The following is an 18,245-nucleotide window of genomic DNA, read 5'->3' as shown; positions in this document are numbered from 1 at the left end:
TCTCAAAGGAGAACACGCATGGCATCGACACCTTCACTGATTCCCGCCGCCCAACTCGCGACGCGGTCCACGATGACCTTTCCCAACGAAAGCGCGGAGTATCGGCGCGCGCGCATCGCGTTGCTGGCCGAGGAAATCGAGTTGCGGCGGCATATAGAGCGCGTCGCGCGCATGCGGCGCGCCTTGCCGCCCGGCGGCGAAGTCACGGGCGATTATCTGTTCGAAGGCGAGAGCGGTCCCGTCGATTTCGCCGGTCTCTTCGGCGACCGGCAAACGCTCGTCACGTACAGCTACATGTTCGGGCCGCAACGCGAGCGGCCGTGTCCGATGTGCACGTCGCTTTTGTCGGCATGGGAAGGCGAGGCGCGCGACATCGAACAGCGCGTGGCGCTCGCGGTGATCGCGCGCTCGCCGATCGGAAAACTCGTCGCGTTCAAGAAGGAGCGCGGCTGGCGCGATCTCAAGCTGTATAGCGACACGAACGGCAATTTCAGCCGCGACTATCACGCGATCTCGAAGGAAGGCGGCGACGAACCCGCGCTCAACGTGTTCACGCGGCGCGACGGCGTGATCCGGCATTTCTGGAGCGGCGAGATGGATTTCGCGACGGCCGATCCGGGCGAAGATCCGCGCGGCGCGCCCGACCCGATGCCGCTCTGGACCGTGCTCGACATGACGCCGGAAGGTCGCGGCTCGAACTGGTATCCGAAGCTGGATTACTCCTAAAAGCGCGTTACTTCTGTCAACTTCAGTCATATCTCCGCGCGGGTGGTCAACTTCTGCCCGCGAGCAGCGTTATGGGCGAGCCGTTTCGCGGTGAATCGGTATTACGTGGAGAAGTTCGCTCATGGTCGCAAACGCATTCATCCGACGCGCGCGGGTCGCGGGACTCGCATCCGTCGGCGCGGTGGTCGTGCTCAATGGATGCGCGGCGCAGCAGCCCGTGACGCCGGTCGAGCCCATTAAGCCGCAGGAAGCGCCTCGCGAAGAGCCGCCGCAAGTGGAGGCGGCAACGGCTTCTTCCGTCGATGCTCCGGCTCCGGTGGAATCGGTGGAATCGGAAAGCGCCGCGACGCCGGCGGAACCCGAAGCGGCGTCGAAGCCGTCGCAGGTCGGCGAGGCGTCGTTCTACAGCAGCAAGTTTCAGGGACACCGCACCGCGAGCGGCGAGCGATACGACATGCACGCGCTGACCGCGGCGCATCGCACGCTGCCGCTCGGAACGTATGTGCGCGTGAGCAATCTTTCGAAGACGCGCTCGGTGGTCGTGCGCATCAACGATCGCGGGCCGTTCGTGAAAGGGCGCATGATCGATCTGTCGTTTGCCGCTGCGAGCGTGCTCGGCCTGCAGCATGCGGGGCGCGCACGCGTGATGCTCGAACCGGTCGAGCCCGTATCGCTGACGCTCGCGAAGCCGGCCGCCGCGCCCGCCCGGCCGCACGTTCATCGCGTGAAAACGAAAGCGAAGCCGATGAAGCTGCATCTCGCGCATTCCCGGCATCACGCGGCGCGGCTGCACGCGTAAGCGCCGCGCCATAGCAAAGCGAAGCAATTTCACCGGACGGATACAATGCGGCGGCGCGCATGACCGCGCGCCTTCGCCGAGTCATCCGATCCGACACATGAATTCATCGCCCCGGGCCTTTCTTCTCGGCCCGCTCCTGAAAAGCGTTTCGCGGTCTTTCTATCTGACGCTGCGCATCCTGCCGCCCGCGATGCGCGATCCCATCGGCCTCGCCTATCTGCTCGCGCGCGCGGCGGACACCATCGCCGATACATCGCTCATTCCGCCCGGACGCCGTCTGGACCTGCTGCTTTCGCTGCGCGCGCAAGTGAACGGCGAGCCGGACGATGGCGCGCTCGGGCGTATCGCGGGCGAAGTGGCCGGGCAGCAGGCGCAGCCGGACGAACGCGTGCTGCTCGAATCGCTCGGTCCGGCGCTTTCCACCCTCTCCGAGCTTTCCGCCGCCGACCGCGCCGCCGTGCGCGAGATCGTGACCACGCTCAGCACCGGCATGGAGTTCGATCTCCGCACGTTCCCCGACGAAACCTCGGGCGACATCGCCGCGCTCGCCAGATTCGACGAACTCGACCGCTACACGTATCTCGTCGCGGGATGCGTCGGCGAGTTCTGGACGAAGATGACCTACGCGCACATGCCCGGCACGCTCGCGGCCGCGCCCGACGCGATGCTCGCGCGCGGCGTGCGCTTCGGCCAGGCGCTGCAGATGACCAACGTGCTGCGCGATTGCGCGCGCGATCTGCGCATCGGCCGATGCTATCTGCCCGCCGACATGCTCGCGCGTCATGGTCTCGCGCCGCGCGATCTGCTCGCGGCGGACGCGTCGTCGCGTGCGCGGCCCGTGCTGGCCGAATTGCTGCGCGCGACGCTCCCGCTTTTTCAGGACGCGCTCGATTACACGCTCGCGATTCCGTCGGGCGCGGTGCGTCTGCGGCTTGCGTGCCTGTGGCCGATCATGATCGGACTCGACACGCTCGTGCTGCTCGCGCGCAACGACGCGTGGCTCGACCCGGCGCGCATCTCCAAGATCCGTCGCAACGACGTGTACCGCATCATGGCCGTGTCGATGCCGCTCGTCGCGTCGAACGGCATGGTGCGCGCGTGGGCGTCGCGCCGGATGAAGGCGATCGAATCCGCGTTCAGCGACGCAACTCCGCGATAATCCGCTCGGCCAGAAAATCGCACGGCGGCCGTTGCGACGCCGCGCTGCGCGCGAGCACGACTTCGAGCGCGGCGATTTCCGGCAGCCCTTGCGCCTGCCCGAGCAGCGTGAAGTGCGAAGGCACCGCGCATTTCGCGAGCGGCGTGACGGCGAGCCCGGCTTCGGCCATCGTCAGGAGACCGAGCAGGCTCGGACTCTCGTACGACGTGCGATAGCCGATGCGCGCCCGCTCCAGGCTCCGAATGGCGTTTTCGCGCGCGACGCTGCCCGGCAGGAACACCGCGATCGGCAGCGGCCGTTCGCGCCAGATGTCGGTGGCGCCGGGCGCGGCGGCCCAGACCATCGGCTCGTGACGCAGGAATTCGCCGGAAATGCCTTTGACGCGCGTCGCGCAGACGAGATCGACGTCGCCGTCTTTCAGCATCGGCGCGAGCGCGGCGCTCGGCAATCCGACCACCTGAATCTCGACCTTCGGATACGTTGCCGAGAATTTCTTGAGAATGGGCGGAAAGAGCGACGACGCGTAGTCGTCCGGCACGCCGATCACCACGCGCCCGGTCACGTCCGGCCGCACGACGGCGGCCCACGCTTCGTCGCGCAGCGCGATCATGCGGCGCGCGTACGCGAGCAGCACTTCGCCGTCCTGCGTCGGGACCACGCTGCGCGGCTTGCGCACGAACAGCGCCTTGCCGAGCGCGGTTTCCAGCGTCTTGATCTGCATGCTCACCGCCGATTGCGAGCGATGCACCAGCCCCGCCGCGCGGCTGATGCTGCCGGTATCGGCGACGGCGATGATCATCGAGAGAACGTCGAGGTCGAGGGCTTTCATGGTTCGGGGAATGCTGCTATCAGAAAATCTGAACGATCCTATCAATATTATGCGATTTTCTTTTAGATTCGCGCGCGGCATAGTGCCGGAAAAGGAGTTATCGATGAACGCGCGTACCGATCCCGCTGTCCTCGCCGCCGTGCAAGCCATGCCTGAGCCGTCGTTTGCGACGACCGCATCGGGCATTTCCGTGCCTTACGTCGAATGCGGCGAAGGCGAGCCGCTCGTGTTCGTGCACGGGTCGCTGTGCGATTACCGTTACTGGGATGCGCAACTCGCGCCGCTCGGCAAGCATTTCCGCGCGATCGCGCCGAGCCTGAGCCATTACTGGCCCGCCGTCGATGCCTTCGTGCAGGGCGAATTCAGCGTGCACGCGCACGTCGCCGAGATGGCCGAGTTCATCGTCGCGATGGACCTCGCGCCGGTGCATCTCGTCGGGCATTCGCGCGGCGGCTGCATCGCGTTTCATCTGGCGCGCGAGTATCCGCGCCTCGTCAAGACGCTGACGCTCGCGGACCCCGGCGGTCCGCTGCAAACGTCGCCACAGGCAACGCCCGCCACGCTGCCGCCCGCGACGAACGCGCTGCGTGCGCGCGTCGCGGAACTCATCGAACAGGGCGATCTGGACGCGGGCCTCGAAATGTTCGTCGATTCGGTCAGCATGCCGGGGTTCTGGCGCAAGAGCACCGAGCGCTTTCGCCGGATGGCGCTCGACAACGCGCTCACACTGCCGAAGCAATTCCGCGATCCGCTGCCCGCGTACACCCGCGAGGCCGCGCGCGACATCAAGTGCCGCACGCTGCTCATCGACGGGCAGAAAAGCCCGCGCATGTTCCGCAACAACGTCGAGAAGCTCGTGGAGTGGATCGAATTCGCGGAGCGGCAGACCATCGCGGGGGCATCGCACGGAACGAATGCCGCGAGCCCCGGCGCGTTCAATCGCGCGGTGCTGGGCTTCGCGGGCGCGTGGTGAGCGGCGCATGACGAACGATCATGCTTTAGGCGCGTCTTGCGCGGCTTTTCGTCCGACTTTTTCGAGACGTGTTGTGACCGCACAACCGAAAGCATGCGGTGCGCGGGCTAACATCGTTGCCACCTCATTGCCCGCGAGAGGCACTTGTGAGCACCGGCCACGACGATCTCGACGCATGGAAGCGCCAGCGCACCGTCACGCTGGCGTTCGAACTGGCCGATAGCGGCCGCCACGAAAATTTCGGCGACATCGCCTACGCGCTGCAATTCGAGCGCGGCCTGGCGACCACGCTGATCGACGATCCCGACATGCGCCGCCAGCTCAACGTGCGATGCGCCAACGCGCGCGAACGGGCGTCCGCCGAACCGCCGCCCGCCGCCGTCATTGCGAATGCCGCGCCTTCGCTCTTTCGCCGCGCCGCATCCGCGCTGTCGCGATCCGGCGCGCCCGTCGCCGCACTCAATTCCGCCACGTCCTGATCGCCATTTACGTCGGTTAAAGACAAATCGCCGGGTAAATGGCGGATTTGCACGAGAATCGCGCGCGTCAAAACCATTAAACTTGAGAAAGTTGAACCAGAAGCCCGGATCGTGCCGCGCGCGCGTTCCGGCGTTTGAACTTTGAGGAGGAATTGCTCGTGGCTAACGAAAAAATGCTGGCGCAGATGGCGGAGAAGCAGGGTTTCATCGCCGCTCTGGATCAAAGCGGCGGTTCGACACCCGGCGCGCTGCGCCAATATGGCATTGCCGACGACGCCTATAACGGCGAAGCCGAAATGTTCGCGTTGATGCACGACATGCGCGTTCGCATCATGACCGCGCCGGCCTTCACGGGCGAAAAGGTCATCGGCGCGATTTTGTTCGAACGCACGATGGACGGCGAAGCCGAAGGCAAGCCGGTGCCGGCGTTCCTGTGGGAAGACCGCGGCGTCGTGCCGTTCCTGAAGGTCGATAAAGGTCTCGAAGCCGAAGCGGACGGCGTGCAGATCATGAAGCCGATTCCTGGCCTCGACGCGCTCCTGCAACGCGCGGCGAAGCTCGGCGTGTTCGGCACGAAGATGCGCTCGGTGATTCATCAGGCATCGGAGAAGGGCATCGCGGCGGTGGTGAAGCAGCAGATCGAAGTGGGCGAGCAGATCATCGCGCAAGGCCTCGTGCCGATTCTCGAACCGGAAGTTTCGATCAAGAGCCCGGACAAGAAGGGCGCGGAAAAGATTCTGCGCGACGAACTGCTGAAGGGCCTCGACGCGCTGCCCGAATCGAGCCGCGTGATGATCAAGCTGACCATTCCTGACGAAGCCGATTTCTATCGCCCGCTGATCGAGCATCCGCGTGTCGTGCGCGTGGTGGCGCTGTCGGGCGGCTACACGCGCACCGACGCGTGCAAGCGCCTTGCCGAAAACCACGGCATGATCGCGAGCTTTTCGCGTGCGCTCATCAACGAGCTGAAAAAGTCGATGAGCGACAGCGAATTCAATTCGACGCTCGCGGAATCGATCGACGAGATTTACGAGGCATCGGTCGAAAAGGTTTAAATGCGGATCGCGTGCGCCGGGATTATTCCGGGCGCACGCGGATCGGCGTGTAAAGCGCTTAAAACGGCATTTCAGAGATTCAACTGCTTATTCACGTCGTCAATCCATCGGATTATTGATTGGGGTTTGTCAGCTTCAATCGCCCGCTGTCCGCTTCTATACTGATGCCACTGACATCCGAACGGCGAGCACGCCGTAACCCTCAGCGGCACCCATCATGCACGAACTGGCCTGGCAGATATTCATTTCGGTATCCTTCATGTCTGCGATAGTCATGCTCGCATGCACGATCACCACTTACCTCGATCTCTGGCAATTTCACGGCGACGCCCCGCGCCATGACGAACCGATGCGCTTTCGCATTTTGCGCTCCACCTGGTTCTTTTATTTCAGCGCCGGCATTTGCCTGACATCCGTGCTGGGCTTGCTCTACGTCACCTGAAAGCTACAACGGAAAGCCGCCCGCGAAGGCCTCGCGCAAATATCCGATGAAGAGCGCGACCGCGCGCGGCACATGCGGCGCATACGGCCGCACGACATAGAGCTGGTCCGCGAACGCGCCCACCGGACGCCAGTCCGGCAGCAACACCACGAGCTTGCCCGCCTGCACGGCTGCTTGCGCGGTGAAGTCGGGCAGGAGCGCGATGCCGAGATCGTCGAGCGCCGCATCGCGCAGCAACTCGCTATTGTTCGCGGAAAACGCGCCGTTGACCGCGAGCGTGTACGGCCCCGACGCCGTCTTGCGCGCGCCCTTGCGCACGAACGACCAGATGCTCGCCGCCTGCGTGCGCGGATAGAACAGGCAATCGTGGACGGCGAGGTCCGCGGGCGTCATGGGCGTGCCGCGCCGCTTCAGATACGCGCGCGTCGCGACGATGACCGAGTACGTATCGCACAGCTTCCATGCGACGTGCGTCTCCGGCGCTTGCGCGCTGTGGCGGATCGCGAGATCGAAGCCTTCGGTCGCAATGGACGTCAGCCGGTCCGATGCCTCCAGTTGCACCCGCACTTCCGGATGCGCATGCAGAAAACCCGCGAGCTTCGGCGTCAATTGCTGGCGCGCGAACGCCACCGGCGCGGTCACGCGGATCATCCCGCGCGCGACGCCCGCCATCTCCCGCACGCTCGAAAAGCTCGCGGCGATATGCTCGTACTGCTCGCGCGTTTCATCGACGAGACGCCGGCCCGCCTCCGTGAAGCGCACGCTGCGCGTCGTGCGCGTGACGAGCGGAACGCCCGCCGCGCGCTCCAGTTCGGCGATGCGCTGGCTCATCGCCGCCTTGCTGACGCCCAGCCGCGCCGCCGCGCCCGTGTAAGTGCCCTGCTCGGCGAGCACGGTGAGCCAGTGCAGATGCGTCCAGAGCGCTTCGATCTTTTGCTCGTCCATGTACAGATTGTTTGCCGGTATGAACAATGAGTTCAATCATAGCGTCTTTGCGGCGCCCGAAACGCTTCCTAAACTGACGGCATACCAGTTCGATAGCCCAACATTCCGCAGACGGGAGACATGATGCAAGCATTCAACGATACGGCCGACGTCGTCCACTACATCCACGGCGAGCGCGTGAACGGCTCGGGCACGCGCTCGCAGCCGATCTTCAACCCCGCGACGGGCGAGCGTCCGCGCAAGCTCGTGCTCGGCGAAGCCGCCGATGTCGAAGCCGCCGTCGCGAGCGCGAAGGCCGCGTTTCCCGCCTGGCGCGACATGCCGCCGCTGCGCCGCGCGCGCGTCATGCAGCGCTTCCTCGAACTGGTCAACAAGCATCGCGACGAACTCGCCGCGATCATCACCGCCGAGCACGGCAAGGTGTTCACGGATGCGCAAGGCGAAGTGACGCGCGGCATCGACGTGATCGAATTCGCATGCGGCATTCCGCAACTGCTCAAGGGCGATTACACCGAACAGGTTTCGACCGGCATCGACAACTGGACGATGCGCCAGCCGCTCGGCGTCGTCGCGGGCATCACGCCGTTCAACTTCCCGTGCATGGTGCCGTGCTGGATGTTCCCCGTCGCGATTGCAGCGGGCAACGCGTTCATCCTGAAGCCGAGCGAGCGCGATCCGTCGGCGTCGCTCTTCATGGCCGATCTGCTGAAGAAAGCGGGCCTGCCCGACGGCATCTTCAACGTCGTGCAGGGCGACAAGGTCGTCGTCGATGCGCTGCTCGAACATCCGGACGTGCGCGCGATCAGCTTCGTCGGCTCGACGCCGATCGCCAACTACATCTACGAAACCGGCGCGAAGCACGGCAAGCGCGTGCAGGCGCTCGGCGGCGCGAAGAACCATATGGTCGTGATGCCGGACGCCGATATCGATCAAACCATCGACGCGCTGATCGGCGCGGGCTACGGTTCGGCCGGCGAGCGCTGCATGGCGATCTCGGTCGCGGTGCTCGTGGGCGATGTCGCCGACAAGATCGTGCCGCGTCTCGCGGAACGCGCGCGTCAGCTCGTCGTGAAGAACGGCATGGAAGCGGACGCGGAAATGGGCCCGATCGTCACGCGCGCCGCGCTGGAGCGCATCGAAGGCTATATCGCGATGGGCGTCGACGAAGGCGCGCAACTCGTCGTCGATGGACGCGGCCTGAAGGTCGCGGGACACGAAGACGGCTTCTTCACGGGCGGCACGCTGTTCGATCACGTGACGCCGAACATGCGCATCTACAAGGAAGAGATTTTCGGACCGGTGCTCGCGTGCGTGCGCGTGAAGGACTTCGCGGAAGCCGTCGATCTCGTCAACGCGCACGAGTTCGGCAACGGCGTGGCATGCTATACGCGCGATGGTCACGTCGCGCGTGAATTCGGCCGACGCATCGAAGTGGGCATGGTCGGCATCAACGTGCCGATTCCGGTGCCGATGGCATGGCACGGCTTCGGCGGCTGGAAGCGTTCGCTCTTCGGCGACATGCACGCGTACGGCGAAGAAGGCGTGCGCTTCTATACGAAGCAGAAGTCCATCATGCAGCGCTGGCCCGAGAGCACGGAGAAGGGCGCGGAATTCGTGATGCCGACATCGAAGTAAGCGCGCCGCGCAGGAACATAACGCCCGCTTCTCCGTGATGGAGAAGCGGGCGTCGTGCGTTGAGCCCTTGAAACAGGACACTTTCATGACGAACAGCTTGATGAAATTGCTCGGCATCGCGAAGCCGATCATTCAGGCGCCGATGGCCGGCGTCAGCACGCCCGCGCTCGCGGCGGCGGTATCGAACGCGGGCGGCCTCGGCTCGCTCGGCGTCGGCGCGATGAACGCCGAAGCCGCGCGCAAGACGATTCGCGAGACGCGCGCGCTCACCGACAAGCCGTTCAACATCAACGTGTTCTGTCATCGGCCGGCGCGGGCGAACGCGGCGATCGAAAAGGCGTGGACGGACTGGCTCGCGCCGCTCTTCGCGCAATACGACGCGAAGCCGCCGCAAACGCTCGGCGAAATCTATACGAGCTTCGTCGTGGACAAGGACATGCTCGACGTCTTTCTCGAAGAGAAGCCGGCGGTCGTGAGCTTTCACTTCGGCTTGCCGTCGAGCGAGACGATCGACGCGTTGCGGCGCGCGGGCATCACGCTGATCGCATCGGCGACGAACGTGCGCGAAGCGGAAACGCTCGCGTCGGCGGGGATGGATGCGATCGTCGCGCAGGGCATCGAGGCGGGCGGTCATCGCGGCGTCTTCGATCCCGATGCCGGCGACGATCAACTCGGCGTGTTCGCGCTCACGCGCCTCTTCGCGCGCAAGTTCGACATTCCGGTGATCGCGGCGGGCGGCATCATGGACGGCGCGGGCATCGCGGCGGCGCTCGCGTTGGGCGCGCAGGCGGCGCAACTCGGCACGGCGTTCGTGCCGTGCGTCGAGACATCGATCGATGCGGGCTATCGCCGCGCCATTCTGAGCGATGCCGCGAACCACACGACGTTCACATCGGCGATCTCGGGGCGCATGGCGCGCGGTCTCGTCAACAAGTTCACGGATCTCGGCCGCCGCGCCGATGCGCCGCAGAATCCCGACTATCCCATCACCTACGACGCGGGCAAGGCGCTGCACGCGGCGGCCAAGGCGAAGGGCGACTTCGGCTACGGCGCGCAATGGGCGGGGCAAGCGGCGGCGCTCGCCCGCGAGATGCCCGCAGCCGATCTGGTGGCGCGGCTCGTCGCGGAACTGGACGAAAGCATCGCGGCGCTCGCGCGCTATTCGAGCGCGGACTAGCGAATCATGGCGCCGATGCAGGCGCTCCGCTCGCCGCATCGGATGTCGTTGGCAAGAGCGGCGGCATCGTCTGGAACACCGGCGGCGGCTGCGGCGCCTCTTCCGTCACCTGCGCTTCCGGCTCGGCGGGCGCACGCTTCACGCGCACCGGCTTTTGGGTGGCCGTCTGCCCCGGCTTCGGCGCAACCGGCTTCGACGCCTTGCCGAACGTCTTATCGATCCAGTCGCGCAAGCGCGTCACCATTGTTTGCCATGCGCCCGGCGGCGCTTGCAGGTCGAAGCGCGCGCGTGAATCGATCAGATGCGAACGCAACGCGCGTTGCGTGAAGTCGCCGACCATCGGCAACGCGCTATGCGCGCCTTGTCCCCAGTAGTCGCTGCGCAAGGTGACGCGGCTATCGTTGAAACCGACCCACGCGCCCGCCACCAGTTGCGGATGCATCAGGATGAACCAGCCGTCCGCGTTGTCCTGCGTCGTGCCGGTCTTGCCCGCGACATCGGCGCGAATGCCGAAGCGCGTGCGAATGGTCGAGCCGGTGCCGCGATTCACCACGTCGCGCATCACGTCGATGAGCTTGTGCGCCCCATCGACGGATAACGCGCGTTCCGGCGTGCTGTCGAACTGCGCGAGCACGTCGCCCTGCCGGTTCTCGATGCGCGTGACGAGCAGCGGCTCCATGTAATTGCCGTCGTTCGCGATGGTCCCGTAAGCCGACACCATCTCCTTCAGCGTGACCGGACTCGTGCCGAGCGCGAGCGACGGCACTTCGTCGAGCGGACTCTCGCGCACGCCCATGTTGCGTGCGAGCCGGGCGACGCGCGCCGGGCCGACGGTCTGCATCAATTGCGCGGTGATGCGGTTCTTCGAATACGCGATGCCGTCGCGCAAGCTGACCGGACGGCCGCTCGGCGGCGCTTCGTCGGTCGGATGCCAGGTCTCGTTGCCGGCCACGGGAATGGTGACGTCCTGATCGACGAACGTGTCGGTCGGCATCGCGCCGCGCTCGAAGGCCGCGCCATAGACGAAGGGCTTGAACGTCGAGCCGGGCTGACGGCGCGCCTGCTGAACGTGATCGAACGGATCCTGCGTGAAGTCGCGGCTACCGACCCACGCCTTGATCTGACCGTTGCGCGGATCGAGCGCGAGAAACGCGGCCTGCACGCGCGTCTTGTTCTCGCACACGGTCCGCATGAAATTGCGATCCGCGAGGAGATGCTTCAACGCATCCGCGTCGTTCGCACCGGCATCGCGGGCCGCGCGATACTCGCCCGTCTCGCGGACGAACGCACGCGCGAGATCCCCGTTCGCATTCGCGCAGCCGCCGCGCCCGCCCCACGCGGCATTCGCGATCGACTGCAACTGATTGCCCTGCCACATCAGCGATTGCATCGCCATCGACTGAAGGCGCGAATCGATCGTCGTGCGCACGACGAGGCCATCGGAATAGATATTGAAGTCGTGGTCGTCGGCCCATGCGATCAGCCATTTGCGCAACTGCTGCGCGAAATGCGGCGCGCGTCCCGGCTCTTCCGTCTGCCGCTCGAAGTCGATGCGCAGCGGTCGCTTCTTCAGCGCGTCGAGCTTCGCGGGCGCGAGGTGACCGAAGCGCACCATCTGCCCGAGCACGATATTGCGCCTGTCCAGCGCGCGCTCGGGATTGATGACCGGGTTGTAATAGCTGTTGCCCTTCAACATGCCGATGAGCGTCGCGCTTTCGAGCACGTCGAGCTGGCCGGCGGATTTGCCGAAGTACGTGCGCGCGGCCATTTCGATGCCGTACGCGTTGTAGAGAAACGGCACCGTGTTCAGATACGTCTCGAGAATCTCGTCCTTCGAATAGACGGCTTCGATCTTGAACGCGGTGATCGCTTCCTTCAGCTTGCGCGTGAGCGTCTGCGAGCGGCCGACTTCATCGGGATAAAGATTGCGTGCGAGCTGCTGCGTGAGCGTCGAGCCGCCCTGACGATTGCCCGAGAACGTATGCAGCGCCGCCGACGCCGTGCGCCGCCAGTCGATGCCGTGATGTTCGTGGAAACGCCGGTCTTCGGTGGCGATGAGCGCATCGATCACGTTCGGCGAGATCTGCTTCAGGCTCACCCATTCGCGATGCGTCGGCTTGAACTCGGCGAGCAGCTTGCCATCGGCGGAATAAATCTGCGCGGGTTGATCGACCTTGGCTTTGCGGATATCGCGGATGCCCGGCGTGAACGGAATCAGCACGAGCACGTAAAGCAGGCACAACGCGGGCAGCAGGAGAAGCGTGCGGGGCCGCACATGCGGGCGCAGCCGGACCGCCAGGCGGGTCAGCATCGCTCGCGCGATGGCTTTGAATTCGGACGCGGTCAAAACGAAACGGCGGGGCCGGGCAGGGAAAAGACTGCATCGTAACGCATCTTTACGAATTCCCTGCCGATACCGCCGCGCGCGTTTTACCGCGACGTCATGCCTTGCGGACGAACTCGGATTTCAGGCTCATCGCGCCGAAACCGTCGATTTTGCAGTCGATGTCGTGATCGCTATCGACGAGCCGGATGTTCTTCACTTTCGTGCCCATCTTCACGACGCCGCCCGAGCCTTTCAGCTTCAGGTCCTTGATGACGGTGACCGTATCGCCGTCCTGAAGAATGTTGCCGGCCGAATCGCGATACACCTTCGCGGCGGTGTCGGCGGCGGCGTCCGCTTGCGCGGTCCATTCGTGTGCGCATTCGGGGCAGACGTACGCGCCGCCGTCCTCGTAGGTGAATTCGGAATGGCATTGCGGGCAGGGAGGCAGGGCGCTCATCGGTAATCCTGTGTTGCTGGGTGAAAGCGCGAGAGTATAGCGCCGCGCGCCTTCGCCCTTATTGCGCTTATTTGCGCATATTTGTACTTTACGTGCCGGCGCTATCGCCTGGTTGCCATCCGAGACCGAGGCTCTTTTGCAACGAGACGAAGTCCTTCAGCAATTCCGCCTGCGCCGCGACCACGTCCTCTTGCGCGGCGAACTGCGTGCGCTGCGCATCGAGCAGGTCGATCAAGGTCGATACCCCCGCCGTGTAGCGCTGACGCACGAGCGTCGCCGAGCGCTCCGACGACGCCTGCACCAACTGCAGCCGCACGACATGCTCGCGCTGGTTGCCATAGCGCGAGAGCGACGAATTCGCGTCCTTCAGCGCGGCGAGCACGGTCTTTTCATAGCGCGCTTCGGCTTCGTCGCGCGATGCCTTCGCGGCATCGACACTGGCCGTCGTGCGCCCGAAATCGAACACGTTCCATTGAAGATACGGCACGCCCACCCACGAGAAGTTCTGCTTGCGCAGAAGGTGGCCGGGGTCCGATGCGGAGAAACCGATATCGCCGAGCAGCGACACCTTCGGGAAATAATCCGCGATGTGCTCGCCGATCTGCGCATTGCTCGATGCGAGCCTGCGTTCAGCCGCGCGAATGTCGGGGCGTTGCTGGAGCATCGTCGCGGGATCGCTGATGGATACCGACGCGGGCAGCGCCGGCAGCGGCGCGGGCTGCGCGAGTTCGGCATCGAGCGCGCCGGGCGCGCGGCCCGTGAGCACGGCGAGCTGATCGAGCGAATCGGTGATCTGCACCTGCAACGGCACGAGCGTCGCGCGCGTGCTGTTGACCTGCGTGCTGAGACGTTCGACATCGACTTCCGCCGCCGTCCCGCGCGCGCGGCGCTGCTCGGTGAGCGTGAGCATCTGCTGCTGATAATCGGCGGTGCGTTGCGCGAGCGCGAGACGCGCCTGCTGATCGCGCAGATCGATATACGCCGACGCCACTTCCGCCGCGAGCGACACTTGCGTGTCCGAAAGATCGGCTTGCACGGCATCCGCTTCGCCCGATGCCGCTTCGATTGCGCGCCGCGTGCCGCCGAAGAGATCGATTTCCCACGATGCATCGAAGCCCACAGTGTAGAAATCGACGGGGCCGCGACCGCCGGAACCATCCGATTGCCCGAAGATCGCCGTATCGGGCGAGCGCATGCGCAACGCGGCCGCGGACGCCGACACCTTCGGCAACGCATTGGCCCGCTCGCCGCGCAATTGCGAACGCGCCTGACGCAAGCGCGCCTGCGCCATCTTGAGGTCGGGATTGTGCGCCAGGGCCGCTTCGATCAGCGCGTTCAGTTGCGGATCGCCGAGCGCGGTCCACCATGCAGCGGGCGCGTGCGTGGCCACGACACCCTGAATCGGCGCGCGCACGAACGCGCCGCTTTTCACGGAGTCGGCGGCGACATCCGGCGCGCCGCGATAGTCGGGGCCGACGGTGCATGCAGCGAGCGCCAATGCCGCGAGCGGCAACAGGCGAGTGAAGCGAAAGTAGCGTGATGACATCTTCGAATGATTCATGGCGTCAGTGTCCGGCGGACGGCATTTCGCCGGGCTGGGGCGCGGGCGTCTTCAGAAGCAGCGCGAGCGGCAGGCACGCGAGAAGCGCGATAGCGAGTACATAAAACGTCTCGGAGTAAGTCATGACGATGGCTTGCTGGCCGATCTGCATCGACAACTGGCCGAGCGCCTGGAGCTTCGCGTGCGCCATGTCGCCGGTCTGCGCGAAGAAGCTGGCGGCGCTGCCGGCAATGCGTTCCTGACCGATGACCGAATTCGCCGTCACCGATTCACGGATGGCCGCCGCGTGAAAGTCGTTGCGCCGGTCGATGACCGTACCGAGAATCGCGAGGCCCACGGAGCCGCCGAGATTGCGCGCCATGTTGTAGAGACCGGCGGCATCGCCCGATTCTTCGCGCGAAACCGCGGCCATCGACGCCTGATTGAGCGGCATCATCGCGAGCATCTGGCCGAAGCCGCGCAGGATTTGCGACCAGAAGAAGTCGTGTCCGACGCTTTGGGCGGTCAGCGAGATGTCGAGCAGACAACTCGCCGCGAAGCAGAGCAGGCCGGAGATGACGAGGAAGCGCGAATCGACCTTGCCGAGCAGACGCGGCAGCACCGGCATGATGAGAAACGCGGGCACGCCGGAAATCAGCATGATCGAGCCGGACTGGAACGCGTTATAGCCCGCGACGATGGAAAGAAACTGCGGCAGCAGGAACGACACGCAATAAAGCCCCGCGCCGACCGCGAACACGATGAGAATGACGCTCGCGTAACGCAGGTTGCGCAACAGCGAAAGCCGCACGATAGGCTGCTTCGCGACGAACTGCGACACCGCGATCAGGATGAAGCCGAACACGGTCACGCACGTGAGCGTCACGATTTCATTCGATTCGAACCATTGATTGCGCTGGCCTTCCTCGAGCACGACCGTGAGCGAACTGAGGCCGATCGCCAGTCCCGCGATGCCGATCCAGTCGGCCTTGAAGAACGCTTCCCAATGCGGCTTGTCGGCGGGCAGGCCGCTCAAGAGCAGCGCGGCGAGCGCGACGCCCACGGGCAGGTTGATGAAGAAGCACCACGACCACGAGATGTTCTCCGCGAGCCAGCCGCCGAGCACGGGACCGAGCAGCGGCCCGAGCAGCACGATCAGCCCGAAGATGGTCATGCCGACGGGCATCTGCTGGCGCGGCAGCCGCGTGCGGATGATGGTCTGCGCGGTCGGGATCATCGCGCCGCCGGTGAAGCCCTGGCCGATGCGGCCCGCGACCATCATCGGCAGCGAATGGGAGAGGCCGCACATCACCGAGAAGAGCGTGAACAGCACCGCGTTGCCGAGCAGGAAATTGCGCAGCCCGAACACGCGCGTGAGCCACGCGGCGAGCGGGATCATCACGATTTCCGACATCAGATAGCCGGTCGAAATCCACGTGCCTTCGGTGCCGGTCGCGCCGATTTCGCCCTGAATCTGCGGCAGCGCCGAGTTGGTGATGGAGATGTCGAGCGTGGCCATCAGCGCGCCGAGCGCGCCCGCCGTGACGGCGATCCAGTCGGTGGCGCTCGCTCGGGCTTGCGCGTCGGTGTCAGTCATGGCGGTTTTCAGCGGCGATGCGCTTGCTTTGATCGGTGGCGGATTTCGTATCGACATCGACGGTCACGGACAGTCCCGGCAACAACACCTTGCGCGTTTCCGGCCCCGTGTCGACGCGAATGCGCACCGGCACGCGCTGCACGATCTTCGTGAAGTTGCCCGTGGCGTTCTCGGGCGGCAGAAGCGCGAACTCCGCGCCCGTGCCCGGCGAAAAGCTCTCGACGACGCCATGCAGGTCCGTGCCCTTGAGCGCATCCACATGCAGCGTCGCCGGCTGGCCGACACGCATGCGGCCCACCTGCGTTTCCTTGAAGTTCGCTTCGAGATACACGGTCTGCACGGGCACGACCGTCATCAGCCGCGTGCCCGGCTGCACGAACTGGCCGACGCGCACCGAGCGGTCGCCCACGCGCCCCGCGAGCGGGCTGTAGAGCGTGGTGTCGCTGAAATCGAGTTTCGACTGGTTCAACTGCGCCTGCGCCGCTTCCAGTTGCGCGCGCGCCTGCGCGATCTGCGCTTCGGTCGCGCCGATCTGCGTGGCGGCGGAGCGGGCCGCGGCCTGATTCGCGGCGAGCGTGGCGCGCGCCTGATCGCGCGTGCTCACGAGGCTGGCGAGACGCTCGGCGCTTTCCGCGCCGGTCGCGACGAGCGGGCGATAGCGGGTCACGTCGTCTTCCGCGTGCTGCAGGCTCACGCGCGAGACTTCCGCTTGCGCCTTCGCCTGATCCGCGTTGGCCTGCTGCTGCCTGACTTCGGCTTCGGCGCGCTGAATGTCGGCGGCGCGGGCGTCGAGCGTGGCCTTGGCCTGATCGAGCGATGCCTGATACTGCCGCGTGTCGAGCCGCGCGAGCGGGGCGCCGGCGGCGACGGCCTGATTGTCCTCGACGAGCACTTCGGTCACGTAGCCGCTCACCTTCGGCGCGATGGTCACGCTGTCGGCCTTGAGATAGGCGTCGTCCGTGCTTTCGATGAATCGTCCGACGGTCCACCACCGAACGCCCCACGCCACCGCGACGACGGCCGCGACGAGGCCCACGATAATCAGCAAGCGCCGCCGCGACGGTTTGCGTTGGGTGGTGACAGTGGAAGTGCCGCCTTCTGCGGGCGCTGCAACGGACATGTTTTCTCCGGGGGATGGGGTGAGCCGCATACTCGGCGGCTCGATGAATGCGTGTTGCGAGCGGTGCAAGCGCATGTTTCTCATGCACGATGCAACGCTCGCCAAACTAGACGATGTCGTCTAGTATGCACGAATCTAGACGGGGGCGTCTAGTTTGATCAGACAATGGACACGAGATGACGAAGCATCGCGACGACGGCACCGAACACCACGACTCCGAGCGCAGCAACGCCGCGCGTTCCCCGTTGCAGGCGCGCGGCCGTGCGCGCATCGAGGCGGTGCTCGACGCCACGGCCGAACTGATCGTGGAAAAGGGCCTCGCGGGCGTGACGATGCATGGCGTCGCGCGGCGCGCCGAAACACCCATCGGGTCGATGTATCACTTCTTTCCGGACCGCGAGAGCCTGCTTTCCGCGTTGTGGGATCGCCACATGGCGGCGACCGGCGAGATCGACGACGAACTCGGCCAGATCGATATCGAAACGTGGCGCGCGTTGTCGTCCGAGGCGGTGATCGATCGCTTCATGACGCCCTACATCACGTATCTGGAGCAGAACCCCGACTGCCTGATCCTGATGACCGTGATGCCGCACGACGACAACAAGAAGCGCGAGCCCGGCACGCTGCGAAAAGTGGTGGATGCGCGCATGCCGAACGTGAAGCCCGCCGAGCGCGCGCTCTACGTGGAGATTTTGCGGGCGCTCGCGAGCGGATCGCTCGCCATCAAGCTGCGTCCCGCAATGGGCGACGTACAACTCGCCAGGCGCTATCTGCGCGAGGTCAAACGCGCGCTGGCCGCGTATCTCGCGGCGGTGGAGGCGTCGGTGCTCGGCTGACGCTGTCCGCGCACGGCAAATGTGCGTCGCCTTTCAGAATCGCATGAGCATCAATACAAAATGCTTTCTATTGCGGGCGACGCAGTTATCAATTAGGCATACGAGGGTTTACACGAGACAGACAACGCTCGTTCTATTAACTAAGGCATC

General features: G+C 65.2%; 17 protein-coding genes. 10 read left to right on the top strand and 7 right to left on the bottom strand.

Translation table 11 applies throughout. The features are described from left to right. Nucleotides 1–18 precede the first annotated feature (18 nt). From NCR39_RS25510 to NCR39_RS25500, 3 genes are all read left to right on the top strand, one after another. On the top strand, nt 19–726 hold the full coding sequence (locus NCR39_RS25510; protein WP_250455045.1) for a DUF899 family protein: 708 nt from the start codon (nt 19–21) through the stop codon (nt 724–726). Nucleotides 727–847: 121 nt separating this feature from the next. Further along, entirely contained in the window at nt 848–1,525 is a 678-nt protein-coding gene (locus tag NCR39_RS25505; RefSeq protein ID WP_250455044.1) for a septal ring lytic transglycosylase RlpA family protein, read from the top strand. Nucleotides 1,526–1,622: 97 nt separating this feature from the next. After that, the gene (locus tag NCR39_RS25500) at nt 1,623–2,684 is read left to right on the top strand and encodes a phytoene/squalene synthase family protein (RefSeq protein WP_250455042.1); all 1,062 of its coding nucleotides are present in this window, start codon (nt 1,623–1,625) and stop codon (nt 2,682–2,684) included. Here the strand turns inward: NCR39_RS25500 and NCR39_RS25495 are convergent. Then, complete coding sequence (locus NCR39_RS25495) at nt 2,662–3,513, bottom strand: LysR substrate-binding domain-containing protein (RefSeq protein ID WP_040049075.1); 852 nt, start codon at nt 3,511–3,513, stop codon at nt 2,662–2,664. The two genes, NCR39_RS25500 and NCR39_RS25495, sit on opposite strands and share 23 nt — an antisense overlap. A gap of 103 nt (nt 3,514–3,616) precedes the next feature. Here NCR39_RS25495 and NCR39_RS25490 point away from each other — a divergent pair, with 103 nt between their 5' ends. The 4 genes from NCR39_RS25490 (at nt 3,617) to NCR39_RS25475 (ending at nt 6,462) form a co-directional block, all read left to right on the top strand. Then, on the top strand, nt 3,617–4,486 hold the full coding sequence (locus tag NCR39_RS25490) for an alpha/beta fold hydrolase (protein WP_250455039.1): 870 nt from the start codon (nt 3,617–3,619) through the stop codon (nt 4,484–4,486). Between the two features lie 146 nt (nt 4,487–4,632). Continuing rightward, nucleotides 4,633–4,965 (top strand): hypothetical protein, encoded by a 333-nt coding sequence (locus NCR39_RS25485; protein WP_250455038.1) that lies wholly within the window; start codon nt 4,633–4,635, stop codon nt 4,963–4,965. Nucleotides 4,966–5,123: 158 nt separating this feature from the next. Then, a complete protein-coding gene (locus NCR39_RS25480; protein WP_250455036.1) occupies nt 5,124–6,020 on the top strand; it encodes a fructose bisphosphate aldolase in 897 nt (298 codons plus the stop codon). Between the two features lie 217 nt (nt 6,021–6,237). After that, the gene (locus NCR39_RS25475; protein ID WP_250455034.1) at nt 6,238–6,462 is read left to right on the top strand and encodes a hypothetical protein; all 225 of its coding nucleotides are present in this window, start codon (nt 6,238–6,240) and stop codon (nt 6,460–6,462) included. A gap of 3 nt (nt 6,463–6,465) precedes the next feature. Here NCR39_RS25475 and NCR39_RS25470 read toward each other — a convergent pair whose 3' ends face one another. Continuing rightward, complete coding sequence (locus NCR39_RS25470) at nt 6,466–7,407, bottom strand: LysR family transcriptional regulator (RefSeq protein WP_250455031.1); 942 nt, start codon at nt 7,405–7,407, stop codon at nt 6,466–6,468. Between the two features lie 123 nt (nt 7,408–7,530). On the opposite strand from NCR39_RS25470, the gene NCR39_RS25465 reads away from it, so the two are divergent. Further along, nucleotides 7,531–9,042, top strand: a complete 1,512-nt coding sequence (locus tag NCR39_RS25465; protein WP_250455184.1) for a CoA-acylating methylmalonate-semialdehyde dehydrogenase — start codon at nt 7,531–7,533, stop codon at nt 9,040–9,042. A gap of 85 nt (nt 9,043–9,127) precedes the next feature. After that, nucleotides 9,128–10,219 (top strand): NAD(P)H-dependent flavin oxidoreductase, encoded by a 1,092-nt coding sequence (locus NCR39_RS25460; RefSeq protein ID WP_250455029.1) that lies wholly within the window; start codon nt 9,128–9,130, stop codon nt 10,217–10,219. Nucleotides 10,220–10,223: 4 nt separating this feature from the next. Here NCR39_RS25460 and NCR39_RS25455 read toward each other — a convergent pair whose 3' ends face one another. The 5 genes from NCR39_RS25455 to NCR39_RS25435 all read right to left on the bottom strand — a co-directional run bounded on the left by NCR39_RS25455 (nt 10,224) and on the right by NCR39_RS25435 (nt 17,259). Next, nucleotides 10,224–12,530, bottom strand: coding sequence for a penicillin-binding protein 1A (locus NCR39_RS25455; RefSeq protein WP_250455027.1), 2,307 nt, complete (start codon nt 12,528–12,530; stop codon nt 10,224–10,226). 130 nt (nt 12,531–12,660) lie between these two features. Then, the gene (locus tag NCR39_RS25450; RefSeq protein ID WP_250455025.1) at nt 12,661–13,002 is read right to left on the bottom strand and encodes a zinc ribbon domain-containing protein YjdM; all 342 of its coding nucleotides are present in this window, start codon (nt 13,000–13,002) and stop codon (nt 12,661–12,663) included. 88 nt (nt 13,003–13,090) lie between these two features. Continuing rightward, nucleotides 13,091–14,563, bottom strand: coding sequence for an efflux transporter outer membrane subunit (locus tag NCR39_RS25445; RefSeq protein ID WP_250455023.1), 1,473 nt, complete (start codon nt 14,561–14,563; stop codon nt 13,091–13,093). 4 nt (nt 14,564–14,567) lie between these two features. Beyond that, entirely contained in the window at nt 14,568–16,139 is a 1,572-nt protein-coding gene (locus NCR39_RS25440) for an MDR family MFS transporter (RefSeq protein ID WP_250455021.1), read from the bottom strand. Then, nucleotides 16,132–17,259, bottom strand: coding sequence for an HlyD family secretion protein (locus tag NCR39_RS25435; RefSeq protein ID WP_250455019.1), 1,128 nt, complete (start codon nt 17,257–17,259; stop codon nt 16,132–16,134). The genes NCR39_RS25440 and NCR39_RS25435 overlap by 8 nt, the downstream gene beginning before the upstream one ends. 176 nt (nt 17,260–17,435) lie before the next feature. Here NCR39_RS25435 and NCR39_RS25430 point away from each other — a divergent pair, with 176 nt between their 5' ends. Beyond that, the gene (locus tag NCR39_RS25430) at nt 17,436–18,095 is read left to right on the top strand and encodes a TetR/AcrR family transcriptional regulator (protein WP_250455017.1); all 660 of its coding nucleotides are present in this window, start codon (nt 17,436–17,438) and stop codon (nt 18,093–18,095) included. Nucleotides 18,096–18,245: the final 150 nt, after the last annotated feature.

Origin of the sequence: Caballeronia sp. ATUFL_M2_KS44 (assembly GCF_023630965.1) — a bacterium.
GTDB lineage: Bacteria > Pseudomonadota > Gammaproteobacteria > Burkholderiales > Burkholderiaceae > Caballeronia > Caballeronia concitans.
Note: the sequence above shows the minus strand (reverse complement) of the source record. Positions and strands in the feature narration are given on the sequence as shown.